The sequence below is a fragment of the Streptomyces sp. NPDC006487 genome (genome assembly GCF_042870555.1).
Classification (GTDB): Bacteria; Actinomycetota; Actinomycetes; order Streptomycetales; family Streptomycetaceae; genus Streptomyces.
Genome location: NZ_JBIAHN010000026.1, coordinates 61547 through 84252 on the forward strand (window position 1 = coordinate 61547; position 22706 = coordinate 84252).

24 protein-coding genes are annotated in these 22706 nt (G+C 71.4%); 15 read left to right on the forward strand and 9 right to left on the reverse strand.

Annotated elements, in window-relative coordinates; all coding sequences use genetic code 11:
- Positions 1 to 8: 8 nt before the first annotated feature.
- The 7 genes from ACFYM0_RS35175 (at position 9) to ACFYM0_RS35205 (ending at position 7627) form a co-directional block, all read left to right on the forward strand.
- Entirely contained in the window at positions 9 to 1052 is a 1044-nt protein-coding gene (locus tag ACFYM0_RS35175) for an aldo/keto reductase (protein WP_388508954.1), read from the forward strand.
- Entirely contained in the window at positions 1043 to 1819 is a 777-nt protein-coding gene (locus ACFYM0_RS35180; protein WP_388508957.1) for a (Fe-S)-binding protein, read from the forward strand. The genes ACFYM0_RS35175 and ACFYM0_RS35180 overlap by 10 nt, the downstream gene beginning before the upstream one ends.
- Positions 1816 to 3279: a lactate utilization protein B gene (locus tag ACFYM0_RS35185; protein WP_388508960.1), complete on the forward strand. Its 1464-nt coding sequence runs from the start codon at positions 1816 to 1818 to the stop codon at positions 3277 to 3279. Before ACFYM0_RS35180 ends, ACFYM0_RS35185 begins: the two co-directional genes overlap by 4 nt.
- Positions 3276 to 3944 (forward strand): lactate utilization protein C, encoded by a 669-nt coding sequence (locus ACFYM0_RS35190; protein WP_388508963.1) that lies wholly within the window; start codon positions 3276 to 3278, stop codon positions 3942 to 3944. Before ACFYM0_RS35185 ends, ACFYM0_RS35190 begins: the two co-directional genes overlap by 4 nt.
- A complete protein-coding gene (locus ACFYM0_RS35195; RefSeq protein ID WP_388508966.1) occupies positions 3941 to 4252 on the forward strand; it encodes an L-rhamnose mutarotase in 312 nt (103 codons plus the stop codon). The genes ACFYM0_RS35190 and ACFYM0_RS35195 overlap by 4 nt, the downstream gene beginning before the upstream one ends.
- A gap of 2 nt (positions 4253 to 4254) precedes the next feature.
- Positions 4255 to 5115 (forward strand): amidohydrolase family protein, encoded by an 861-nt coding sequence (locus tag ACFYM0_RS35200; protein WP_388508969.1) that lies wholly within the window; start codon positions 4255 to 4257, stop codon positions 5113 to 5115.
- A gap of 109 nt (positions 5116 to 5224) precedes the next feature.
- A complete protein-coding gene (locus ACFYM0_RS35205) occupies positions 5225 to 7627 on the forward strand; it encodes a polysaccharide lyase 8 family protein (protein ID WP_388508972.1) in 2403 nt (800 codons plus the stop codon).
- A gap of 84 nt (positions 7628 to 7711) precedes the next feature.
- On the opposite strand, the gene ACFYM0_RS35210 is transcribed toward ACFYM0_RS35205, so the two are convergent.
- Both ACFYM0_RS35210 and ACFYM0_RS35215 read right to left on the reverse strand, forming a co-directional pair.
- Positions 7712 to 8983, reverse strand: coding sequence for an alpha-L-fucosidase (locus ACFYM0_RS35210; RefSeq protein ID WP_388508975.1), 1272 nt, complete (start codon positions 8981 to 8983; stop codon positions 7712 to 7714).
- The gene (locus ACFYM0_RS35215; RefSeq protein ID WP_388508978.1) at positions 8980 to 9987 is read right to left on the reverse strand and encodes a hydroxyacid dehydrogenase; all 1008 of its coding nucleotides are present in this window, start codon (positions 9985 to 9987) and stop codon (positions 8980 to 8982) included. Before ACFYM0_RS35215 ends, ACFYM0_RS35210 begins: the two co-directional genes overlap by 4 nt.
- A gap of 128 nt (positions 9988 to 10115) precedes the next feature.
- Here ACFYM0_RS35215 and ACFYM0_RS35220 point away from each other — a divergent pair, with 128 nt between their 5' ends.
- From ACFYM0_RS35220 to ACFYM0_RS35240, 5 genes are all read left to right on the forward strand, one after another.
- Positions 10116 to 11249 carry a substrate-binding domain-containing protein gene (locus ACFYM0_RS35220; protein WP_388508981.1) on the forward strand — a complete coding sequence of 378 codons (1134 nt, stop codon included), beginning with the start codon at positions 10116 to 10118 and terminating at the stop codon, positions 11247 to 11249.
- A gap of 231 nt (positions 11250 to 11480) precedes the next feature.
- On the forward strand, positions 11481 to 12461 hold the full coding sequence (locus ACFYM0_RS35225; protein ID WP_388508984.1) for an ABC transporter permease: 981 nt from the start codon (positions 11481 to 11483) through the stop codon (positions 12459 to 12461).
- Entirely contained in the window at positions 12461 to 13423 is a 963-nt protein-coding gene (locus ACFYM0_RS35230; RefSeq protein ID WP_388508987.1) for a carbohydrate ABC transporter permease, read from the forward strand. Before ACFYM0_RS35225 ends, ACFYM0_RS35230 begins: the two co-directional genes overlap by 1 nt.
- A 145-nt stretch (positions 13424 to 13568) precedes the next feature.
- Positions 13569 to 15242 (forward strand): extracellular solute-binding protein, encoded by a 1674-nt coding sequence (locus ACFYM0_RS35235; protein ID WP_388508990.1) that lies wholly within the window; start codon positions 13569 to 13571, stop codon positions 15240 to 15242.
- Between the two features lie 172 nt (positions 15243 to 15414).
- Positions 15415 to 15711 (forward strand): WhiB family transcriptional regulator, encoded by a 297-nt coding sequence (locus ACFYM0_RS35240; protein WP_388508993.1) that lies wholly within the window; start codon positions 15415 to 15417, stop codon positions 15709 to 15711.
- Positions 15712 to 15821: 110 nt separating this feature from the next.
- Here the strand turns inward: ACFYM0_RS35240 and ACFYM0_RS35245 are convergent, their stop codons facing one another.
- The 3 genes from ACFYM0_RS35245 to ACFYM0_RS35255 form a co-directional block, all read right to left on the reverse strand.
- Entirely contained in the window at positions 15822 to 16166 is a 345-nt protein-coding gene (locus ACFYM0_RS35245) for an SH3 domain-containing protein (protein WP_388508996.1), read from the reverse strand.
- Between the two features lie 211 nt (positions 16167 to 16377).
- Positions 16378 to 16671 carry a hypothetical protein gene (locus ACFYM0_RS35250; protein ID WP_388508999.1) on the reverse strand — a complete coding sequence of 98 codons (294 nt, stop codon included), beginning with the start codon at positions 16669 to 16671 and terminating at the stop codon, positions 16378 to 16380.
- A gap of 181 nt (positions 16672 to 16852) precedes the next feature.
- Positions 16853 to 17395 (reverse strand): hypothetical protein, encoded by a 543-nt coding sequence (locus ACFYM0_RS35255; RefSeq protein WP_388509001.1) that lies wholly within the window; start codon positions 17393 to 17395, stop codon positions 16853 to 16855.
- Between the two features lie 161 nt (positions 17396 to 17556).
- On the opposite strand from ACFYM0_RS35255, the gene ACFYM0_RS35260 reads away from it, so the two are divergent.
- Positions 17557 to 18075 carry a hemerythrin domain-containing protein gene (locus ACFYM0_RS35260; protein WP_388509003.1) on the forward strand — a complete coding sequence of 173 codons (519 nt, stop codon included), beginning with the start codon at positions 17557 to 17559 and terminating at the stop codon, positions 18073 to 18075.
- A gap of 132 nt (positions 18076 to 18207) precedes the next feature.
- Here ACFYM0_RS35260 and ACFYM0_RS35265 read toward each other — a convergent pair whose 3' ends face one another.
- Complete coding sequence (locus ACFYM0_RS35265; RefSeq protein ID WP_388509005.1) at positions 18208 to 18573, reverse strand: PRC-barrel domain-containing protein; 366 nt, start codon at positions 18571 to 18573, stop codon at positions 18208 to 18210.
- Between the two features lie 222 nt (positions 18574 to 18795).
- On the opposite strand from ACFYM0_RS35265, the gene ACFYM0_RS35270 reads away from it, so the two are divergent.
- Complete coding sequence (locus ACFYM0_RS35270; RefSeq protein ID WP_388509008.1) at positions 18796 to 19512, forward strand: VanZ family protein; 717 nt, start codon at positions 18796 to 18798, stop codon at positions 19510 to 19512.
- A 97-nt stretch (positions 19513 to 19609) separates the two neighbouring features.
- A complete protein-coding gene (locus ACFYM0_RS35275) occupies positions 19610 to 20674 on the forward strand; it encodes a mechanosensitive ion channel family protein (RefSeq protein WP_388509011.1) in 1065 nt (354 codons plus the stop codon).
- A gap of 84 nt (positions 20675 to 20758) precedes the next feature.
- Here the strand turns inward: ACFYM0_RS35275 and ACFYM0_RS35280 are convergent, their stop codons facing one another.
- The 3 genes from ACFYM0_RS35280 to ACFYM0_RS35290 all read right to left on the reverse strand — a co-directional run bounded on the left by ACFYM0_RS35280 (position 20759) and on the right by ACFYM0_RS35290 (position 22561).
- Positions 20759 to 20881, reverse strand: coding sequence for a hypothetical protein (locus ACFYM0_RS35280; RefSeq protein ID WP_327250591.1), 123 nt, complete (start codon positions 20879 to 20881; stop codon positions 20759 to 20761).
- A gap of 87 nt (positions 20882 to 20968) precedes the next feature.
- On the reverse strand, positions 20969 to 21400 hold the full coding sequence (locus ACFYM0_RS35285; RefSeq protein WP_388509014.1) for an ATP-binding protein: 432 nt from the start codon (positions 21398 to 21400) through the stop codon (positions 20969 to 20971).
- A gap of 204 nt (positions 21401 to 21604) precedes the next feature.
- Positions 21605 to 22561, reverse strand: a complete 957-nt coding sequence (locus ACFYM0_RS35290) for an anti-sigma factor RsbA family regulatory protein (RefSeq protein WP_388509017.1) — start codon at positions 22559 to 22561, stop codon at positions 21605 to 21607.
- Positions 22562 to 22706: the final 145 nt, after the last annotated feature.

Sequence of the window (22706 nt, forward strand, 5' to 3'; positions counted from 1 at the left end):
GCTCCGCCGTGCACCACACCCGTACCCTTGCGCGCACCGCGCTGGGCGCCGGAGACGTCGCCGTCACGGCGCTGTCCTTCGGCGCCGCCGGCATCGGAAACCTGTTCACCCCGGTCGGCACCGCCCAAGCCGCGGGCGCGGTCGACGCCGCCTGGGACGCGGGCATCCGCTACTTCGACACGGCCCCGCACTACGGCCTCGGCCTCTCCGAGCGGAGGCTCGGCGACACCCTGCGGACCCGCCCCCGCCACGAGTACGTCGTCTCCACCAAAGTGGGCCGGATCCTGCGGCCGCTCACCGGCTCCGGCTCCCGCGCCGGAGACGACCTCGCCCACGGCTTCGCGGTGCCCGCCACCCACCGCAGGGTCTGGGACTTCAGCGCCGAGGGCGTGCGTCGCAGCATCGACGCGAGCCTGCGCCGCACGGGCCTCGACCGCATCGACATCGTCTACCTCCACGACCCCGACGGCCACCCCCGGCAAGCCTTCGGGCAGGCCTACCCGGAACTGGAGCGGCTCAGGGCCGAGGGAGCCGTCGGCGCCATCGGCGTCGGCATGAACCAGACGGCGATGCTCACCCGGTTCCTCCGGGACACCGACGTCGACGTGGTACTGGCGGCCGGCCGCTACACCCTCCTCGACCAGAGCGCCCTCACCGAGCTGCTGCCCCAGGCCGCCGAACGCGGCAAGAGCGTGGTGGTCGGCGGGGTCTTCAACTCCGGACTGCTCGCCGACCCCAGGCCCGGGGCCCCGTACGACTACGCCGCGGCGCCCGCACCCCTGCTGGAGCGCGCCCTGAGGCTGAAGGAGGTCACCGCACGGCACGGCGTGCCCCTGCGGGCCGCAGCCCTGCAGTTCCCCTTCGGATCCCCGGCCGTGGCCAGCGTGCTGGTCGGCACCCGATCCGCCGAGGAGGTCCGCGACGCGGCCGCGATGCTCGCCCACCCCGTCCCCGGGGACATGTGGGCGGAGCTGTGCGCCGAAGGACTGCTGCCGGACGGCGTACCGGTACCGGGCGCACCCGTACCGAAGGAGCCGCGGCCGTGCGCATAGCCCTCTTCATCACCTGCTTCAACGACACCATGTTCCCGGCGACCGGCCGGGCCGTGGTCGGCCTCCTCGAACGGCTGGGCCACACAGTGGAGTTCCCGCGCACCCAGGCCTGCTGCGGCCAGATGCACTACAACACCGGCTACCAGGCGCAGACGCTGTCCATGGTCCGCGGATTCGCCGAGAGCTTCGCCGGATACGAGGCCGTGGTCACCCCGTCCGGATCCTGCGCCGGGATGATCCGCGAGCACCATCGTTCCGTGGCCCGGAAGTACGGGGACCCGGCACTGCGCGACGCCGTCGAGCGGGTGGCACCACGCGTGTACGAGCTGTCCGAGCTGCTCGTCGACGTCCTCGGCGTCACTGACCTCGGCTCGTACTTCCCGCACCGGGTCACCTACCACCCGACCTGCCACTCGCTGCGCATGCTGGGCGTCGGCGACCGGCCGCTGAGCCTGTTGCGCGCGGTCAGGGGGATCGACCTCGTCGAGCTGCCGGACGCCACCTCCTGCTGCGGATTCGGCGGAACCTTCGCCCTGAAGAACGCCGACACCTCCAACGCGATGCTCGCCGACAAGATGCGCCACGTGCAGTCCACCGGCGCCGAACTGCTCACCGCGGGCGACAACTCCTGCCTGATGCACATCGGCGGCGGACTCTCCCGGCTCCGCACCGGAATCGGCACCCTGCACCTCGCCGAGATCCTCGCCTCGACGGAGTCCTCGGCAGGGTCCTCCCGAGCGCCCACCCCCGAAGGAGCACCCCAATGAGCGGCGCCGACAACGTCGTCTGGCTCGGCGCCCCGTCCTTCCCCACCGCCGCCCGGACCGCGCTCGCCGACGGCCGGCTGCGCACGAACCTGCGCCGGGCCACCACCACCATCCGCGACCGCCGCCTCGGGGTCACGGCCGAACTCGACGACTGGGAGGAACTGCGCGAGGCCGGCGAGGCCGTCAAGCGCACCACCCTGCGCCACCTCGACCACCACCTGCTGCGGCTGGAGGAGTCCGTCACCACGGCGGGCGGCACGGTGCACTGGGCCGCGGACGCGGCCGAGGCCAACCGGATCGTCACCGGACTCGTCCGTGCCACGGGCGAGACCGAGGTGGTGAAGGTCAAGTCCATGGCCACCCAGGAGATCGGCCTCAACGAAGCCCTCGCGGCGTCCGGCATCATCGCCTACGAGACCGATCTCGCCGAGCTCATCGTGCAGTTGGGCGAGGACCGGCCCTCGCACATCCTCGTGCCCGCCATCCACCGCGGCCGCTCCGAGATACGCGAGATCTTCCGCGAGCGGATGGGGGAGTGGGGCCGCCCCGCCCCCGACGACCTGACGGACGATCCGCGCGACCTGGCCGAAGCGGCCCGCCTGCACCTGCGCGAGAAGTTCCTGCGCGCCAAGGTCGCCGTATCGGGCGCCAACTTCGCCGCCGCCGACACCGGAACCGTCTGCGTCGTGGAGTCCGAGGGCAACGGCCGCATGTGCCTGACCCTCCCCGACACCCTGATCACCGTCATGGGAATCGAAAAGGTGCTGCCCGCCTTCAGAGATCTGGAGGTGTTCCTCCAACTGCTGCCCCGCTCCTCGACCGGAGAGCGGATGAACCCCTACACCAGCATGTGGACCGGCACCACCGAGGGCGACGGCCCGAGCGCCTTCCACCTGATCCTCCTCGACAACGGCCGCTCCGCCACCCTCGCCGACACGACCGGCCGCCAGGCCCTGGCCTGCATCCGCTGCTCCGCCTGCCTCAACGTCTGCCCCGTCTACGAGCGCACCGGCGGCCACGCCTACGGCTCCGTCTACCCCGGACCGATCGGCGCCGTCCTCACCCCGCAGCTCGTCGGCATCGAGCACGCCGACACCCTGCCCTTCGCCTCCACCCTCTGCGGGGCCTGCTACGAGGCCTGCCCGGTCCGGATCGACATCCCGGAGGTCCTGGTCCACCTGAGGGCCGAGGCCGTCACCGCCAAGGCGGCCGGAAGGGCGGTCCCCACCGTCGAGGCCCTGGTGATGGGCGCGGCCGCGGCCGTCCTGCGCTCGCCCGCCCGGCTCACCCTGGTCCAGCGGCTCTCCGCCCTGGGCGGCCGGATCCTCTTCCCGGGCGGGGTCGTCCGCAGGCTGCCCGGCCCGCTCCGCCGGTGGTCCGACACCCGGGACACCCCCTCCCCGCCCGCGCAGTCCTTCCGGGACTGGTGGCGCCACGACCGAGCAGGAGCACCCCGATGACCGGCCGCGACACCATGATCGCCCGCATCGCCGAAGCGCTGCGCGACGTCCCGGCCGCCGAAGGTCACGACGGGGACCCGGTCCCGCGCCACTACCGGGCGAGTCACGCCGAAGGGGACCTCGCCGGCCTCTTCGCCGAACGCGCCGCCGACTACCGGGCCACGGTGGTCCGTACGACCCGGGACGGAGCTCCGGCGGTGATCGCCGGCGCCCTGCGCGCCCGCGGCGCCACCCGCGTGGTGGTCCCCGCGGGATTCCCGGCGGACCTGCTGCCCGGCCCGGGACCGGACCCGGAGACCGCCCGGACCTGGCTGGGGGACAGCCCCCCGCTCTCGGTGACCGCCCTGGACGGCGCGGACGCCGTCCTGACCACCTGTGCCGCGGCCATCGCCGTCACCGGCACGATCGTCCTCGACGCGGGCCCCGGACAGGGCCGGCGCGCCCTGACCCTGCTGCCCGACCTGCACCTGTGCGTGGTCCGCGAGGACCAGATCGCGGGCGACGTGCCCGAGGCCCTGGGCCTCCTGGACCCCACCTCCCCGCTCACTTTCGTCTCCGGCCCGTCCGCCACCAGCGACATCGAACTCGACCGCGTCGAAGGCGTGCACGGACCGCGCACCCTGCACCTGATCGTCATCGCGACCCCGAAGGAGGACCCGTCATGAGGGTCGCCCTGCACACCACGGTCCGCCCCGACCGCATCGAGGAGTACGAGGCCGCCCACCGGGAAGTACCGGTGGAACTGACCGAGGCCATCCGGGCCGCGGGAGCCCGCTCGTGGACGATCTGGCGCAGCGGCACCGACCTCTTCCACCTCCTCGACTGCGAGGACTACGCGGGGCTCCTCGCCGCCCTCGAGAGCCTGCCGTTGAACATCGCCTGGCAGGCGCGGATGGCCACGCTCCTGGACACGGCACACGACTACAGCGCCGAAGGCCACGAGGCCGGACTCCCCGTCGTCTGGGAGCTGTGACCGTGCGACTCGTCGATTCCCACCATCACGTCTGGGACCTCGCCCTACGGGACCAGGAATGGATCACAGGCGACGCCCTCGCCCCGCTGCGCCGCGACTTCACCCTCGCCGATCTCGAACCGGAGGCCCGGGCGGCCGGGGTGAGCGCCACCGTCCTGGTCCAGACGGTCACCGTCGCCGAGGAGACACCCGAGTTCCTGGCCCTGGCCGCTGCCTCCGACCTGGTCGCCGGGGTCGTCGGCTGGACCGATCTCACCGCGCCCGATGTCGCCGACACCCTCGCGGGGCTGCGGGAGCTGCCCGGCGGAGACCTGCTCGTCGGCATCCGCCATCAGGTCCAGGCGGAGCCCGACCCCCGCTGGCTGCTGCGGCCCGAGGTGATCAGGGGGCTCGCCGCCCTCGACCGGGCGGGACTCGCCTACGACCTGGTGGTCCTGCCGCACCATCTGCCCGCGGCGACCCGCGCCGCCGCCCTGCTCCCCGGTCTCACCTTCGTCCTCGACCACCTGGGCAAACCGGCGATCGCCCGGGGAGAACGCCATGCCTGGACCCGCGACGTCCGCGCCCTCGCCGCCCTGCCGAACACCTCCTGCAAGCTCTCCGGCATGGTCACGGAGGCTGCCTGGGACACCTGGACCATCAGCGACCTGCGCCCCTACACGGACACGGTGCTGGACGCCTTCGGCCCGGACCGGCTGATGTTCGGCTCCGACTGGCCGGTGTGCACACTCGCGGCCACCTCGTACGCCCAAGTCCTCGACACCGCACTCGAACTGACCTCCGGGCTTACCCCACCGGAGCGGACGCAGGTCTTCGCAGGCACGGCCGACCGCGCGTACGGGCTTAACAATCGATCGCGCTGATCGAAAAAGCGAAAGTTCGATCCGGATCCCTTGACTCCGATCAGAGTGCTCGCCAGTATGCGGAGCGTCCCCCGGGCCCGCTCGTGCCCGCACTTCATCGGAGGACCCCATGACAACGTCGTCGTACTGGTCCCGTCGCGGATTCCTGACCGCAGCGCTGAGTTCCGCCCTGGCGGTGGGCGCCCTCCCGGCCCTCCCCGCCCACGTGGCTTTCGCCTCGGACGCCTTCGACGCCCTGCGCCTGAGATGGCGCGAACTGCTGCTCGGCAGCGGGTTCGACGCGGCCGACCCGCTCTACGCCTCCAGGCTCAGCACCCTCGGCACGCTGGCCGCCTCCCACCGCTCGGCCATGGCGCCGTCCAGCGCCTCGCTCTGGCCCGACCTGCCGTACACCTCGTACAGCGGGGACCCCGTCTCGGCGAGCTACAGCAGGCTGAAGACGATGGCCATGGCCCACGCCCAGCCCGGCACGGGCCTGACCGGGGACCCCGGTCTCGCCGCCGACATCGTCGCGGGCCTGGACCACATCCACGACGGCGTCTACCACGCCCAGTTCACCCTGCCCAGCGGCAACTGGTGGTGGAACGCGCAGATCGGATCGCCGCAGACCCTGCTCGACGTCTGCGTGCTGATGTACGACAGCCTCTCGGCGGCCCAGATCGCCGACTACTGCGCCGCCGTGGACCACTTCCTGCCGGACACGGAGGTGGCCTCGTACTCCGGGCACAGCACCGGAGCCAACCGTGTGGACTTCTGCAAGGTGCTCGCCCTGCGCGGGGTGGTCGGGAGGACCCCCGCGAAGATCGCGGTCGGGCGGGACGCCCTCTCCCCGGTCTTCCCCTACGTCACCTCGGGCGACGGCTTCTACCGCGACGGATCCTTCATCCAGCACGCTTCCATCCCTTATGCGGGTTCCTACGGCGCGGTCCTCATCAGCGGCCTGGCCTGGATCTTCGCCCTGCTCAAGGACTCCGCCTGGGACGTCACCGACCCGGACAAGCAGCTGATGCTGGACGCCGTGGAGGACTCCTTCGCGCCGTTCCTCTACAACGGAGTCCTCATGGACGCGGTCTCCGGCCGGGCGATCAGTCGCGGCCTCTCCGTCACGAGCACCAACGGATTCGCCGGCAGCGACCACGCACGCGCCCACGGCCTGATGGCGGCCCTCCTCATGCTGGCCATCGGAGCGAGCAGCTCGGAACGGACCCGCTGGCGGGGCCTGGTCAAGGGCTGGCTCCAGCGCGACTACTACCTGGGTCTCGCCGCCAACCCAGGCCTGGATCCGGCCTCGCTTTCGCGGCTGGTCTCCGCACGCGACGACCCCGCCCTGACCGCCGTCGCCGAACCGGTGGTGCATCGCGTCTTCGGCTCGATGGACCGCGCCACGCACCGCCGGCCCGGCTGGGCTGCCGTCCTGTCCATGTCCTCGGCCAGGGTCGCCTTCTACGAGTTCGGCAACCAGGAGAACAAGCGCGGCTGGCACACCGGTTCCGGAATGCTGTACTGGTGGAAGGACGTCACCCTGGGCCAGTTCTCCGACGCGTTCTGGCCCACCGTCGACCCGTACCGGCTGCCGGGCACCACGGTCTCGAAGAAGGTGCTCGCCGACGGGGCGGGCGGCGACTTCGGCGGTCCGAGGCCCACGTCCAGCTGGGCCGGGGGAGCCACCGACGGGACGTACGCGGCCCTCGGCATGGACATCCGCGGACTCCAGTCCACCCTCGGCGGACGCAAGTCCTGGTTCTTCCTCGACGACTCGGTCGTCTGCCTCGGCGCGGGCATCGGCTGCTCCGACGGTACGGGCGTCGAAACGACCGTGGAGAACCGCAACCTCGGCTCCGCCGGCACCCACACCCTCACCGTGGACGGCGTGGTCCAGCCCTCCACCACGGGCTGGTCCGCCACCCTCGCCGGCGCGCGCTGGGCCACTCTCGCGGGCATGGGCGGATACGTCTTTCCCGGCGGAGCCACGGTCAAGGCACTCCGCGAGGAGCGCACCGGCAGCTGGAGCCAGGTCAACGGCTCCGGATCCACCACCCCGTTCACCCGCCGCTACCTGACCCTCTGGGCGGACCACGGCACCAACCCGTCCGGCGGCGGCTACTCCTACATCCTCATGCCCGGTGCGGACACCACGGCCACCGCCGCCCGGGCCGCCGACACCGGCTGGCTGACCGTACTCGCCAACACCGGCAACCAGCAGGGGGTGTCGGTGCCCTCCCGGGGGTTCACCGCCGTCAACTTCTACGGAACCGGCACGGTGGGGCCCCTGACCTCCAACGCCGCGGCCTCCGTAGTGGTCCGGGAGAGCGGCGCCACCGCGACCCTGTGCGTCTCCAACCCGACGCAGACGGTGAGCACGGTGGACGTCACCTGGAACCGGGCCGTGTCCGCCGTGGTGTCGCAGGATCCCTCCGTCACCGTGCTCTCCACCGGAGCCGCGCTGAAGATCCGCGTCGACACGGCCGCGAAGGCGGGCGTCACCCAGCGGATCACGGTCACGCTCGCCTGATCCGGCGGGCAACGGCGAAGGCCCCGCCGCACCCCGGGAAGGGGGTGCGGCAGGGCCGGTGTCACGAGAGAAGGGTGCGGGACCTCAGCCCTCGCCCGCACCGCGGTAGAGATCGATCTCGCCGTCCAGTTCGAGGGCGATCACGGTGGCGTACGGATCGCGCAGCACCGGGGCGTCGATCCGGACGACTCCGGGCACGCCCCGGCTCGGGAAACCGCCGACGCCCCGGTGGCCGAGCGCCTCCCCGGTGCCGAGGACGGAGGCGGTCTTCACCGCGTTGCGCAGGCCGCGCAGCTCGGTGAAGAAGCGGGGCGTGTCGAAGCAGACGAGGAAGAGCGTGCGGCGGTCCTCCGAGATCAGCGAGGGTCCGTAGTGGTGGCCGTAGGGCAGCCCGGCCACCGTCCCCTCGACGGCCTCCCGGTTGCGGCGGATCCACCCGCCCAGGCCTTCGAGCCGGTCGGCGTGGTCCGCTGGGATGGTCCCGTCCTCCTTGGGGCCCGTGTTGAGGAGCAGGTTGCCGCCGTGTCCGATGGTCTCGGCGAAGACCCGGACCAGCTCGCGGACGGACTTGGGGTGCACGTCCCCCGGCTGGTAGCCCCAGGCGTCACCGATCGTGTAGCACAGCTCCCAGGGGCCCTCGGGACGGATGATGGGCACACCGAGCTCGGGTGTCGCGTAGTCGCCGTGTCCGAGCATCCGGCCGTTGAGCACGGTCTCGGGCCGCCGCCGCAGGATCTCCTCGCGCAGTTCCCGCATCCGCCACTGCCGCTCGTCGCGTTCCCACGCACCGTCGAACCAGAGCAGGTCCGGCCGGTAGAGGTCCTGGAGTTCGCGGATCTGTCCGCGGTGCACCCCTTCGAGGAATCGCTCCCAGCGGTCCGGGTCCTCCTGGCCCGGCGCCGGCATCGCGTAGCGGTTGTCCACCCAGGGTCGGTGGAGGGAGGACGGGCGGACGCTCGGGTAGTCGGGGTGACTCCAGTCGCTGTGGGAGAAGTAGAGGCCGACGCGCAGCCCCTGCCGGCGCACGGCCTCGGCGAACGGGCCCACCAGATCGCGGGCGGCGGGCGAGCGTCCGGCGACGGAGAGATCGCTCCGGCGGGTGTCCCAGAGGGCGACGCCGTCGTGGTGCTTGGCGGTGAGGACCGCGTACTTGGCCCCGGCGCGCCGGAACAGCAGGGCCCAGCCGTCCGGCCGGTATCGGGAGGCGGTGAAGCCGTCGAGCTGGCGCATGTACGCGTCGCGGGTCAGATCGCCGCCGAAGAAGGACCACGACTCGGGGACACCGTCCACGGCGTAGATCCCCCAGTGGACGAGTATTCCGAGTTTGGCCTCGGTGAACCAGGGCTGCATGGTCATGCGGTGCGGTCCAGTTCCTCGCGCAGGACGGGATGGGCGAAGGGCAGTCCGGCCGCGTACCGGCCGACTTCATCCACGGCGTGCTCGGCCATGCGGCGCAGTTCGGTGCCGTAGGAGCCGGCGAAGTGGGGGGTCAGCAGGACGTTCGGCAGGTCGTAGAGGGGTGATCCGGCGGGCAGGTGTTCCGGTTCCGTGGTGTCGAGTACGGCGTTCAGGCGTCCCGCGGTCAGTTCCGCGGTGAGGGCCGCCTGGTCGACGAGGGAACCGCGCGCCGTGTTGACGAAGGTGGCGCCGTCGCGCATCAGCCCGAGCCTGCGCCGGTCGATCATGTGGCGGGTGCCGGGGAGCTCGGGCGCGTGCAGGCTGACGACATCGGAGACCGCACAGAGCTCGTCGAGTCCGACGGGACGTGCACCGAGCCGGGCCGCTTCCGCGACCGGCAGGTACGGATCGTGAACGACCACGTGGAAGGAGTACGGAGCCAACAGTTCGATGACGCGGCGCCCGATGCGCGAGGCTCCGACGATGCCCACGGTGCGGCGGTAGTTGCCCACCTCTGGGTAGAGGGCGCGCCAGTCCCGCGGGCCGCGGGCGCGGCGGTACTCGTCCCGTACTTCCAGGACGCGTTTGTTGGAGAACAGGACGGCGGCCACCGTGAACTCGGCCACGGGAAGGGAGTTGGCGGCGGCGGCCGAGGAGACGCGGACCCCGCGCTCCCAGCAGGCGTCGGTGACGTGCCAGCGGACGGATCCGGCGGCGTGCACCACCGCCTGCAGCCGCGGGGCGAGTGCGAGCACGTGTGCATCGATGGGCGGGCAGCCCCAGAAGGTGAGGAGCAGCTCGGCGTCGCGCAGTGCGCGGATCGCGTCGGCCCGGCCGAAATCGTCGATGACGAGGCCGGGTTCGAGTTCCGCCACCTGGACGAGCCGGCGCAGTACACCGTCGTCCAGGAGGGAGGGAGCCAAGGCGGGGGCCATGGCGAGGAGGACTCGGGGGCGGGTCATGCGGCGACCATAGAGATCGATATTTCGATCGTCAAGATCGATCGATCAAAAATGAGAAAACGTGCCGTTTGATCGCACGAGTACGCTGGCCTCCGGGGCAGCAGTACCTAGAGACCACGGGAGACGGTGTGCGGTACACGGTGGACGAACGCCATGAGCGGATTCTCGAACTCGTACGGGAGCACGGCACGCTGCGCGTCACCGATCTCGCCCATCACCTGGGCATTTCGACGGTCACCGCGCGCCGGGACGTGGAGTCGCTGACGGCCGCGGGGCGTCTGGCGCGGGTGCGGGGAGCCGTTCACTGGCCCGGCACCCCGGTCCCGCAGGCGCGGGCGGCGGCGCATCTGCTCCCGGAGGTCCGCCCGGGCGCTTTGGAGCTGGAGGCACCCGTGATCGGGATGGTCGTCCCCCAGTCCCGGCACTACTTCGGGGAGATCATCCGAGGCGCCCGGGAGGCGGTGGCCGCGGCCGGCGGGCGCCTGGTGCTGGGGCTCTCCGGCTACCAGCCGGACCAGGACAACCTTCAGGCCGCCCGCATGCTCGAAGCCGGGGTGCACGGTCTGCTGCTCACGCCGAGCTGGACGACGGGCGTGGGCGGACCGGCGGAGCCGGGCGCCGACTTCGGCGTGCCGGCGGTGCTGGTGGAGCGCCGCGGGGCCGTGGGCACTCCGGTCGGCGGGCTGGACCACGTGTGCAGCGACCACGCCGGGGGCGCGGGATCGGCAGTGCGTCACCTGGTCGGGCTGGGACACCGGAAGATCGCCCTGGTCGCGGGCGACAGCCCCACCACGGTCCAGGTCAAGGCGGGCTACGAGGCCGCCCTGCGGGCGTTCGGTGTACGCGGCCCCGCGATCGAACCGATCGACCTCTACAGCGGCGACATCGACAACGCGAAAATCGACGCCGCCGCCGACAGGCTGGCCGAGCTGGTGGCCGCGCGCAAGGTGACCGCGGCGATCGTCCTCAGCGACACCGACGCGATCCTGCTCCTGCAGAGCCTGCGCGACCGCGCGGACCGGATCCGGGTGCCCCAGGACCTGGCCCTCGTCGCCTACGGCGACGACGTCGCAGCCCTCTCCGACCTGCCGTTGACGGCAGTGGCCCCGGCGAAGTACGAGGTGGGGGCCACCGCCGTGGAGCTCCTGCTCCAGCGGATCCGCGAGAACGCCTCCGCGGCGAAGCCCGCGGCGCGACGCCATCTCGACCTCCTGCCCGAGTTGCTGGTGCGGCAGTCCTGCGGCGTGGACGTGCGCGACTGAACCGATCGAGCTGATCGATAGATCGAAACTTCGATCCCACCCCCTTGACTGCGATCGTCCCCCTCGCCAGTATTCGGAACGTCGCCCGGAGTGCTCCGTCGCATCGGAGCTCCGCGGCCGAGTTCACAGCCCGACCACCCGAGCATCCCCGTGACCGTTCCGCGCCCCGGCGCGTGATCCGCACGCCGGCCGGGCACAGCCATGGCCGGGCGCGGCGAGAAGGGGTTCTCCATGTCGGTGACCACGCGTGAGCCGGAGACGCGCCGAGAGGCGCCCTCCGGCACGACGCAAGCACAGCTGCCGGGACGCGTCCGCTTGCGCGAACGCGTGAAGCGGGACCGGACCCTGCTGCTCCTCATGGTGCCGGGCGTCGTCTACTTCCTCGTCTTCCACTACGGAGCCCTGTTCGGCAACGTCATCGCCTTCAAGGACTATGTCCCCTTCGTCGGCGTCGTCGACAGCCAGTGGGTCGGATTCGCCAACTTCCAAGTGCTGTTCGCCGATCCGGCCTTCTGGAGGGCCGCCCTCAACACGATCACCCTGGCGTTCCTGCAGATCGTCTTCTTCTTCCCCCTGCCGCTGGCCCTCGCCATGCTCCTGCACAGCCTCGTCCAGGGCCGGGCGCGCACGTTCGTACAGAGCGTGGTGTACCTGCCGCACTTCATCTCCTGGGTCATCGTGGTCGCGCTCTTCTACCAGGTGATCGGTGGCGACGGCCTGGTCAACGGGCTGTTCGGCAGCCAGGGCGACCACCTCGTCGACGTGGTGGGCGACCCACAGGCCTTCAAACCCCTGATGGTCGCCGAACTCGTCTGGAAGGACTGCGGCTGGGGCACGATCATCTTCCTCGCCGCCCTGCACAACGTCGACGAGGGCCTGTACGAATCGGCGGCGCTCGACGGCGCCGGTCCCTGGCGCCGCTTCTGGCACGTCACGCTGCCTTCGATCCGGCCCGTCGTGATCCTGCTGCTCATCCTCCGGCTCGGCGAAATCCTCAACGTCGGCTTCGAGCAGATCCTCCTGCAACGCGACGCCTTCGGCGCCGGCGCTGCCGAGGTGATCGACACGTACGTCTACTACAACGCGGTCCAGGGCGGGCAGTGGGGGGTCTCCGCCGCTGCCGCGCTCTTCAAGGGCGTGATCGCAGGCGTCCTCGTCTTCACCGCGAACAAGATCGCCCACCGGATGGGCGAACAGGGGGTGTACCGCTGATGAGCGATCTGCTCGACAGGAAGCCCGGCACGAGGCCCGACGCAAAGCCCTACCGGAGGAAGGACCGCGCACCGCGCGGCGACCGCCCCGCGTGGAAGGAGGAGCCGCGCGCCGCCACACGGGCGGGGAAGGCCGTCGTGATGGTCCTGGCCGTCGCGCTCGTCCTCGTCCCCTTCTGGGTGGTGATCGCCACGAGTCTGGCCCCGGGCCGGCAGATCGTCGACAACGGAGGCTGGGCGTTCTGGCCCGAGACCTGGACGTTCGACGCGTACGAGAAGGTCCTCTCCAACGAGGTCACCACCCGTGCCCTGCTCGTGTCGGTCGGCGTGGCCGTCTTCGGCACCTTCCTCAGCCTGGTGTGCACCGTCCTCCTGGCCTACGCGCTGGCCCGCCCGCGCGTGGTCGGCGGCAAACCCGTCATGCTCCTGGTCCTCTTCACCTTCCTCTTCCCACCCGGCATCATCCCGACCTACCTGGTCGTGCACGGCCTGGGCATGATCGACACCTACTGGGCCCTGTTCGTACCGGTGCTCGTCAACGTCTTCAACCTCGTCGTCGTACGCGGCTTCTTCCAGGGCATCCCGGAGGAGCTCTACGAAGCGGCGCGACTGGACGGCGCCGGCGAATTGCGCACGCTCTTCACGATCGTGCTGCCGCTGTCCAAAGCGGTCATCGCCGTCGTCGGACTCTTCTACGCGGTCGGCTACTGGAACGACTTCTTCCGAGGCGTGATGTTCCTCAACGACACCTCGATGTATCCGCTCCAGACGGTACTGCGCGGCTATGTGTCCCAAGGGGAGGGGCTCACCAGCGAGTTCAGCGCGGAGGGCACGCTGGCCCAGGCCCCGCAGGCGATGAAGATGGCCGTGGTCGTCATCGCCACGATCCCGATCCTGTGCGTGTACCCCTTCATCCAGCGCTACTTCACCAAGGGCGTTCTCACGGGTGCCATCAAGAGCTGAGCGCTCGCACCCGCACCCGACCCGGACCGAACCCCCTTCATCCGAGAACCACGCGTCGAACCATCCGTCCGCCGAACCGGCCGCCGGTCGCCTTGTCGCACCATTCGTCATCCCGCCCCGGGACCCGTCGTAAGGAATCAGCGAAATGAGCTCTGGAGTCTCCCGCAGAACCGTCCTCCGGACGGCGGGCATGGGCGCCGCCCTGGCGGCCACGGGCGTTTCCCTCTCGGCCTGCTCCGGGTCGGGAACGACCGGCAAGGGAATCGGCAGCGAGGGCAAGAGCCTGACGCCCTTCCCTGCCTACCTCCCCTGGGCCAAGGGGCCTGCGGCGGACCTGCCGCCGAGCGACCAGGGCGTCCAGGCCGGCTACCTGACCTATCCGAAGGACCTGGTCACCGCCGTTCCGGAGAAGCCCGGCGACGGGTCGAAGGTGAGCATCTGGATCGCCTCCTGGGGCCCCTCACCGCTGCCAAGGGGCAAGAACGCCTTCTGGCAGGCGCTGGAGAAGGCGCTCGGCGTGGAGCTCGACGTGACCGTCGTACCCGCGGCGGAGTACGGCAACAAGCTCACCACCCTGATGGCCAGCGGCGAGATGCCCGACATCATGCAGCTCGTCGCCACCCCGAACGAAGCCCGGTTCGTCCCCGCCAAGTGCCAGGATCTCGGCGAATACCTGTCCGGTGACGCCGTCAAGAAGTACCCGTACCTGGCCAACATCCCCACCTACGCATGGAAGTCGGTCGGCCGCTACGCCGGCCGGCTCTACGGGATCCCGGTCCAGCGCGCGGTCGCCGGGCACGGACTGATCGTCAACCAGGCGAAGTTCAAGGAAGCCGGGATCCTCGCCCCCGAGGTCGGCTCGCTCGGCGTGGAGCAGTTCACCCTGGGACTGGAGCAGTTGTCGCAGAAGGGCCAGTGGGCCCTCGGTGCGCAGAAGGGCGGCGCCTTCGGCTTCAACGCCTGGATGCCCACCTTCGGCTCGCCCAACATCTGGTCGGTGAAGGACGGAACCTTCGTCAACTACATCGAGAGCGAGGAGTTCCTGGCCGGGCTCGAACAGATGCTGAAGTGGCAGGAGAAGGGCGTCTTCCGGTCCGATGCCCTGACCCTGGACGGAACGCAGGAGAAGACGGAGTTCCTCAGCCAGAAGGTGTACTCGAAGGTCAACAGCCCGGTCGACTTCAAGAGCGCGACCATCGAGAACAAGGGCCGGTTCGTCATCGACTATGCCCTGCCCTTCAAGCCCGCGGGCGGCGCCACTCCCGGGCACTGGCTGGGATCGGGTATCTACGGCAGCGGCTCCACCGTGCTGAGGAAGGCCCCGAAGGCCCGCATCGAGATGCTTCTGCGCGTGCTCGACGCGATGGCCGCGCCGTTCGGCAGCGAAGAGTGGGAGTTGTTCAACTACGGCGTGGAGGGAACCCACTTCACCCGTGGAACGGACGGCGGGCCGGTCCCGACCCCGCTCGCCACCTCGGGGGGAGACGGCCCGCTCATGCTGCCCCTCTACTACGCCTCCGCCGCTCCGCAGGCCCTCTACTACCCCGACCAGCCCGAAGCCGTGAAGCTTCAGCACGCCTGGCAGTCGAAGGTCGTTCCGATCGGCAGGGCCAGCGCCCACAACGGTCTGCGCACCGACGCATGGACTCAGGTCGAAGTAGCCCTGACACAGCACCGCGAGGACGCCATCAAGGACGTGATCACGGGCCGCAAGAAGCTCTCCGACTGGCCTGCGGTGGTCGAGGAGCACCTGCGCAAGGGCGGCCGACAGGCGGCCGAGGCCCTAGCGAAGGAGTACGAGGCCGCGCAGAAGGCGTGAGCCGCCGGTGGGTTCGGCACGGATGGGGACGACCGCGAGGTGTTTGAAGCGCGCGTTCCGGGCCAGACGGGATGGGATCGTGCATCCGAATCAGGTCCGGTGAAGGTGCGGACCCGTTCCGGATCCGGGCTGAATTCGAGCCGTCTCCGATGGAGGTTCCGAGGTGGGACATGTGACGCGTCTGCCGGGTCGTGCCGAGCACCACTGGTTGTGGCAGGAGGACGCCGCCTGCCGGGAACTGGGCTCGCGCCTCTTCTTCCACTCCACGGGCGAGCAGCGTGGGGAGCGGGAGGCGCGTGACGCGGCGGCGAAGGAGGTGTGCGCGCTGTGCCCGGTGCAGCCCGACTGCCTGCGGCACGCGCTGGAGGTGGCGGAGCCGTTCGGCGTCTGGGGCGGGCTCACCGCGCACGAGAGGCGCGGACTGCGTACGGCGGGAGCGCAGAGGTCCCCGCTGCCGTCCACCGCCTGAGCGCCGGCGCCCGTACGGGGACTGGCCACGGGACGCGCAACTCGTAAAGGGAACGGCCCCCGGACACCGGGGGCCGTTCCCTTTACGTCTTTCCGTCGTTTGCCGCGCTGTCAGCAGGGGCGGACCGGCTGGAGGTTGTGGACGTAGCGGGCCGAGACCCAGCCCTTCGAGCCGTGCAGGCGGTACCACACCGGGTTGCCGTCCACCCAGCCCCCGCGCTTCTGGCACACGAGGAGCACCCGCTCGTGCGGATGCAGCTTCTTCACCACGTCGGAGTAGACGGTCGGCTTCTCGCGGACGTTGAGCGGTGCGCGGGACTCGACCACGCCCACGGGGCCCGACGCGCCGTGCCCGTAGCCGGCGGCGGGCCCGGTGGCCGCCCAACCGGCCGTGCTCAGCGGCCCGATCAGTACTCCGGCCGCCAAGGCGTACGTCAGCAATGCCTTCTTCACCATCGGATCCACTCTCCCTGTATCGCCTGCCCTCGGGGCCGGCAGCCCGTGCGGCCGACCGCCCGACCGACTATCCACCGCCCGGGCGGCGGATGGCCCGCGGCCCGTGGGGAACACGCCCCCGTTGCTCCGGATGGCCCACAGCCCTTCGCCGTGACCGCCTTGGGGGCCGGCCACGGCGAAGGATCCGGATGCCGACACCGGGCTCCGGCACTCAGGCGGCGAGGAGCCGGTCCACCAGGGAGCGGTAGGCGCGCAGGGCCTGCCGCAGGTCCTCGGTGGCCACCTGTTCACCGCCGTTCCACTGCTTCTCCAGCCCGTCCCGGCGTTCGGAGAGAGTGTCCGAGAACTTGAGCATGACCTCCGACACCAGGCCGTCCGCCGACCGGACCGCCTCCTGGGGATCGTCCACGAAGCTGCCCTGGATCTCGCTCCACGTGGTGTGGTAGCGCTCCGCCTCGACGGCTCCGAGGAGCGGTTCCTCCCCGTTCGAAGACCCCCGATGCACGTCGGGCTCCCCGGGGGGTCCGACGGTGGGCCCGCCATGGGGACCGCCGGCGGGACCGTCCGCGGGCACAGCCGCGGGCACCGCCGTGGGCGGCGACGTGGGACGAGCGAGGTCCTCCGCCGTGAGTACGGGCTCGGACACCGCCCCCCGTCCGGTCGTGTCCTCGTAGATCTTCTTCATGTCATCGGCTCCTCTGGTAGGAGAGCAGCTCCTCGAAGAGGGTGCGGTAGTGCACCATCGCCTCGCGCAGCTGCTCCGTCGTCGCCCCGCCCGTACCGCCGCGCACCTTGGTCGCGTGGGCGGCCCGGTACTGCTCCAGCGTGTGGCCGTGCTCCACGGAGAGGTCCCGCACCTGTTCCCGGTGCCCCTCGGTGGGATATCCGCGCTCACCCATCAGCCGGGTCACGAGCTCGTCCGCCTCGGCCACGGAGCGTTCGGGCCCGTCCACGAACCGCCTCTGGACGGCGGTCCACTCGTCCGCGTACTCCTGCCTGCGCTCGGGCGGCAGCTCCTTGATGCCGAGCCGGCCGTGCCGCTCCTCACGGGCCCGCAGGTCCCGCTCGGCGGCTCTCCTGTCCCCGCGTTCCTCTACGGTGCGCTCGTACTCCGGGCCGAACCGCTTGCGCAGGCGGCTTCGCCGGGACAGTGCCCACAGCAGTGCGATGAGCGCGATCACGACGACCGCCGCCACGACGATGACGGCTATCAGCGAAATGGTTGACATCTCAGGCCTCCGTTCGGGGGCTCTACGTCTCAGTCGGCGCGGTTGCCCTGCCGGGCGGCGGGCAAACCCGTACCCGGCCAACCCGGGCCAAGGTTTGAACCCGCCGGGATCGAGCAGGCGCCCCTGCGGAACGAACCCCGGAAGCGGAGGAGGGACGTGGCATGGCCGCGGACGCGCACGAGCACGAGCACGAGAAGAATCAGGACGTCGTGGCCTTGATCCTCAAGGACCACCGCACGATGGAGGAGCTCTTCCGCCGGATGCGCAGCGTGGAGGCCGACCGGGCGGGCGCGCTCGCGAAACTGTCCGCGCTCCTCGTCGCGCACGGCGAGGCGGAAGAGGCCGAGGTGTACGGGGCCCTGAAACGGTTCAAGGACGTCGACAACGCGGAGGTCGAGCACGGGGCCGAAGAGCACGCCGAGGGGAACGAGGCCCTCCTGGCGCTGCTGGAGGTGTCCGAGGTGGGTTCCGACGCGTGGGACGCGCGCCTGGAGGACCTGGTCAAGGCGGTCTCCCACCACCTCGACGAGGAGGAGCGCACGATCCTCAACGGAGCCCGGGAGAACGTACCGGACGAGCGGAGGGCCGAGCTCGGGGCGGCCTTCCTCCGGGAGCGGGAGCGCCGGCTCGCCGCCGACTGCGGCAGCGTCGAGAACGTGCGCGCACTCGTAGGGGGATGACGGCGACGCCGGTTCGACCGGGGGCCGGCCGCACCGGCGTCGCCCGCCCCCGGTTCGGCGTAATGCGGTACGTACCGGGGCAAGGCGACGGGGCCCGGACTCTTCGAGTCCGGGCCCCGTCGCGCCTCCGGGTCAGATGATGCGACCGCCGAAGCCGCCGACGGAGTAGTAGGTACCGATCTCCTCGCGGTAGCCGACGTCGTCGAGGTGCTTCTCGCGGTGGAACTCCGGAGCGTTCTTGATCTGCTCCTTGGTGCCGTCGACGTAGACCTTCTCCTGGTTCACGTCGACGATGATCACCGTGCTCGCCGGGAGCAGGACCTCCTTGCCGAAGATCCACATCCCCGTGTCCACGACCAGGTAGGCGTCACCGGCCTCGTCGGAGTGCTTGTCGACCTTGCCGATACTGCCGTCGGTGGCCTCGACCGAGTACCCGATCAGATCGGTGCCGGTCAGGTGGCCCGCGGTCGACCTGTAGCTCCACACATGCTCAGTCACGCGAAAACAACTCCTTCGCCAGACAGGGGGCGGCGGGGCGCTGCCCGCCGTCCCTCTCTTTCGATGTCGTACGGGGCACGGTCGGCGCCCCGCGCGAACTCGCCTGCCCCGGCTGCGCCCCTTCATTCACTCCCGAGCGCCGGCGGTGCGGCGGCCCGCAGGTCCGGCCCCTGCTCTGACCGCCGGGTGCGTACCGGCCCCTTCGCGGGGCAGACGGCCGCCATGACATGGAGACACGCGCTGCGGCGCGGTGAGGGAACCGACAGGGGAGCCGTGGCGGCCACTTGGCGACGACACGATCCGGTGCACCCCGCCATCCGGGCGCTGGCCATGGTGGCGGCCTTCGTGGGGACCGTGCTGTTCAGCGTGGTCCTGGCGCGGCTCACGCTTGAACCGTCCGCCGCCTCGGTGGACCTGGTGCAGAGCAACGTCCAACCCGGCCATTCGATCAGCGCCTACCTGGACGGGGCGTCGACCGTCGAGGCGGTGCGCCAGCTGGGCGGGAACCTGCTGCTGGGCCTGCCGTTCGGCGTGCTCCTGCCCGTCCTCATGCCCCCGGCCCGAGGCCTGCTGCGCGTCGCCGCAGTGACGGTCTGTCTGATGACGCTGGTCGAGCTGATCCAGGGCGCCCTGGTCACGGGACGCGTCTTCGACATCGACGACGTCATCCTCAACACCACCGGAGCCCTCCTCGGTTACCTGCTGATCGGCCGCCGCCTGGGCCGGGCCGTGCACCCGCGCCGCAGGCACTGGTGGCACCGCCGTCCCCGGCAAGGCGATCCCGTACCGTCGCCGGGGCCGGAACCGGAGCCGGCTTCCAAGCCGGTCTCGAAGCGGGCCTCGAAGCCGGTCTCCAAGCCCGTCTCCAAGCCCGTCTCGAAGCCGGCCGTGAAGGCGCCTCGCGCGGGCTGGCGGAAGGTCCTCCACCGCGACAAGTGACCTTGGGGGCGGGACCCCGGCGGGGGCTCCCCGTGTCAGGTCCCCGCCATGGGGCAGGCGCGCGGGAGTCCGTGCCGCTTCGACCCACTGGGGAGACATGAACACCGCCCTTCGCCTCCTGACCGTCCTGGGGGGCTCGATCCTGCTCACCGCCGCGGCCGGCTGGGCCGTCGACCGACTGCTCCGCCGCGCCGACGCGCGACACCCCGAAACGCCCTTGTGGAACCTGTTGCGGCGCTGCCGCCACGCCCTGCGGATCGTCCTGCTGGCCGCGCTGTTCAAGGGCGCCTACCAGCAGACGGGATGGCCGCCGCTGCGGGACAACGCCGCCGCGGGGCGGATCCTCTCGCTGGCCCTGATCGGCGCCGGGGCCTGGCTGATCGTGGTCGTGGCCTCCGCCGCCGTCGAGTCGGGGTACGCCCGCTACGCCACCGGCACCCGCGACCCGGCCCGGGTACGCCGGGTCCGTACCCAGGTGACGCTGATCACAAGGGTCGTGACGGTCGTCGCGGCCGTGATCGCGGTCGCCGCGATGCTCCTCACCTTCCCGAGCTTCCGCGCGCTCGGAACCTCCGTGCTCGCCTCCGCCGGAATCATCGGCATCGTGGCCGGCGTGGCGGCCCAGTCCACCCTCGGGAACCTCTTCGCGGGCTTCCAGATCGCCTTCGGCGACCTGGTGCGCATCGGAGACACGGTCGTGGTCGCCGGCGAGTGGGGGGTGGTCGAGGACGTCACCCTCACCTTCCTCGCCGTACGCACCTGGGACGAACGCCGCATCACCATGCCCGTCTCGTACTTCACCACCCGGCCCTTCGAGAACTGGTCGCGCGGCGGCGTCCAGATGACCGGCACCGTCTTCCTCCACTGCGACCCCGGCGCGCCCGTGGACCTCGTACGGGACAAGGTCCACGAGATCCTGCACGACTGCCCGGAGTGGGACGGCCGGGGCTGGGACCTCGCCGTCACGGAGACGACGCCCTCCACCATCGTGGTGCGGGCCATCGTCACCGCCAAGGACGCCGACGACCTGTGGACGGTGCGCTGCGCCGTACGCGAGAAGCTCGTCGCCTGGCTGGCGGAGAAGCACCCCGGCGCCCTGCCCCGCATCCTCCTGGACCGGGCTCCGACAGCGCACGACGCCACGGACGGGCGCCACATCTGACGGAACTCCCGGCGGGGACCGGGCCCGTACGGCCAGGGGCTACACGCCTACGTGGCCACGGGCCATGGGCGGCGCCGCGCGTTCCTACCGGTGCCGGGCGAGGGTGTGCACGAGGACGATCAGCGCGAAGGCGATGACGAGGAGGTGTACCCAGGAGGGCCCGATGGCAGGGGCCAGGGACAGGGAGGTGAGCTGATGAGAGGTCATGACGCGCTCCTGCCCCCGGCGGCCGGATCGACGCACCCCTCGCGGGGCGGTCGCGACCGGACCCCGGGGGCCGTGCCCCCGGCGCAGTCAGCGGGCCGAGGGCCTGCCGGACACCAGACGGGCCGCCTCGATCTCGGCCCAGACGGCCTTCCCCTGCTCATGGGTGTGCGTGCCCCAGCGGTCGGACAGCCGCTCCACGATGTGCAGGCCGTGGCCGCCCGGCATGCCGCGCCGCGGGGCCGGATGGAGGAGGGGCAGGGCCGTCGTGCCGTCGCACACCTCGATGCGCAGGGTTTCCCCGGCGGTGAGGACGAGTTCCCGGCAGCCGTCCGCGTGCAGGGAGGCATTGGTCAGGAGTTCGGACACGAGGAGCAGGGCGTCCTCGGCGGTCTCGGTTCCGTCCCAGCCCCAGTCGCGCAGGGCCCGGCGCGTGAAGTCGCGGCCCTTGGCCACCGCGCCCCCGACGCCCGTGAGGGCGAGGCGACGCCGTTGGCCCCCGCCGGGAAGGCCGGCGCTCAATGGATTTCCCGCTTCCGGTCCGATGGTCTCCACCGTGCTCTCGCACCCCCGTGCCGACGCTGGCCTGTTCGCTGTTCGCTGTTCGCTGTTCGCTGTATCCGGGACCGGACCACGAGATCGTGGTCGGTGTCCCGGACCCTCCGTATGCCCCCGAGCGGCCCGGGGACACCCGGGCCCGCCCCCGAGTGTAGGTGACCTCCGGTCTCAGGGCGTTGCCATGTGGAGCCGCAGCGTGAAGCCGTCGTCCGTGGCGCGGACCTCGACGAGATCGCAGAGCTGGTGGATCATCCACAGGCCGCGGCCGCCGTTCACCGATGCGAGGGAGGGCCGGCGTCGCCCCGCCAGGGGGTCGGCCAGGCGGCCGCCGTCGTGGATCTCGGCGACGACTTCCGCCCGCGCACCGCTGGTGGTCCACAGACGCAGGGTGCCCTTCCCACCCCCGTGGGAGAGGGAGTTGGCCGCCGCCTCGCTGACGGCCAGGACCAGGTCGCCGCGGCGCGCCGGGGTCAGAGCCGTCCCGCGGGCCCAGGCCTCGGCGTACTCGCGCACCTCGGCCAGCCCTCCGTGGGCGTATGCCAACCGGGGAGCCTCGCCTTCGGGTTCGGGCAACGGCCGGTCGCAGTCCGCCGAGACCCGAGCGGCATCGGAGTACGCCGGGCTCGGCTGGTCGAGGCCGTCCTCGACCAGAATGGGGTGCGTGCGCCGTGCGTCGGCCAGTACCTCGGGCGCCAGCCCCCGTACGTCGTAGGGGCACAGGACGGTGGCGGGCCGGCCGGCGAAGGCCGTGTTGATGAGGGCCTCGTGGCGCGTGGCCTCCAGGACTTCGGCGGGGGAGCGGCCGGGCCAGATCGGTTCTCCGACGATCCGGGCCGCCCGGCTCACGTGCAGGTCGGCGAAGTCCTGCAGGGCGGCCAGGATGCGGCCGGGGTTGCGGCCCAGTTCGGTCATGTCCGTCCAGGTGACGTCCGGGGCGCCGGCGCCGAGGCTCTCGCGCAGGGCGTCCAGGTGAGGGCCCGGTACGGCGACGAGGACCGGCTCGCCCGCGGACAGGGCCGTGCGCACGAAGGCGCCCACGCCGGCCACGTACGCCTCGAGGTCACGGTAGAAGAGGGCGGGGTGGACGAAGGCCCCGGGCCCGGCGGGCTCAGGAACAGTGATCATGCTGCGACCTCCAGCGCGGCGCATTCGTCCGGGAACATCTCCACGACCTTGCGGAGCGAGTGCGGCGGGTCGTGGAGCAGCAGACGCCGGCCCTGTCCGCCGAGGGCGGCCGCCGCCCCCACGAGGGCGGCGACCGCGGCCGGGT

Excerpts from the sequence above, each read along its gene's own strand:
- ACFYM0_RS35230 (WP_388508987.1), top strand. The coding sequence starts at position 12,461 with ATGAGCGATCTGCTCGACAGGAAGCCCGGCACGAGGCCCGACGCAAAG.
- ACFYM0_RS35185 (WP_388508960.1), top strand. The coding sequence starts at position 1,816 with ATGAGCGGCGCCGACAACGTCGTCTGGCTCGGCGCCCCGTCCTTCCCC.
- ACFYM0_RS35235 (WP_388508990.1), top strand. The coding sequence starts at position 13,569 with ATGAGCTCTGGAGTCTCCCGCAGAACCGTCCTCCGGACGGCGGGCATG.
- ACFYM0_RS35210 (WP_388508975.1), bottom strand. The coding sequence starts at position 8,983 with ATGACCATGCAGCCCTGGTTCACCGAGGCCAAACTCGGAATACTCGTC.
- ACFYM0_RS35255 (WP_388509001.1), bottom strand. The coding sequence starts at position 17,395 with ATGTCAACCATTTCGCTGATAGCCGTCATCGTCGTGGCGGCGGTCGTC.
- ACFYM0_RS35270 (WP_388509008.1), top strand. The coding sequence starts at position 18,796 with ATGACATGGAGACACGCGCTGCGGCGCGGTGAGGGAACCGACAGGGGA.
- ACFYM0_RS35195 (WP_388508966.1), top strand. The coding sequence starts at position 3,941 with ATGAGGGTCGCCCTGCACACCACGGTCCGCCCCGACCGCATCGAGGAG.
- ACFYM0_RS35260 (WP_388509003.1), top strand. The coding sequence starts at position 17,557 with ATGGCCGCGGACGCGCACGAGCACGAGCACGAGAAGAATCAGGACGTC.
- ACFYM0_RS35190 (WP_388508963.1), top strand. The coding sequence starts at position 3,276 with ATGACCGGCCGCGACACCATGATCGCCCGCATCGCCGAAGCGCTGCGC.
- ACFYM0_RS35245 (WP_388508996.1), bottom strand. The coding sequence starts at position 16,166 with ATGGTGAAGAAGGCATTGCTGACGTACGCCTTGGCGGCCGGAGTACTG.
- ACFYM0_RS35290 (WP_388509017.1), bottom strand. The coding sequence starts at position 22,561 with ATGATCACTGTTCCTGAGCCCGCCGGGCCCGGGGCCTTCGTCCACCCC.
- ACFYM0_RS35225 (WP_388508984.1), top strand. The coding sequence starts at position 11,481 with ATGTCGGTGACCACGCGTGAGCCGGAGACGCGCCGAGAGGCGCCCTCC.
- ACFYM0_RS35280 (WP_327250591.1), bottom strand. The coding sequence starts at position 20,881 with ATGACCTCTCATCAGCTCACCTCCCTGTCCCTGGCCCCTGCCATCGGG.
- ACFYM0_RS35275 (WP_388509011.1), top strand. The coding sequence starts at position 19,610 with ATGAACACCGCCCTTCGCCTCCTGACCGTCCTGGGGGGCTCGATCCTG.
- ACFYM0_RS35215 (WP_388508978.1), bottom strand. The coding sequence starts at position 9,987 with ATGACCCGCCCCCGAGTCCTCCTCGCCATGGCCCCCGCCTTGGCTCCC.
- ACFYM0_RS35205 (WP_388508972.1), top strand. The coding sequence starts at position 5,225 with ATGACAACGTCGTCGTACTGGTCCCGTCGCGGATTCCTGACCGCAGCG.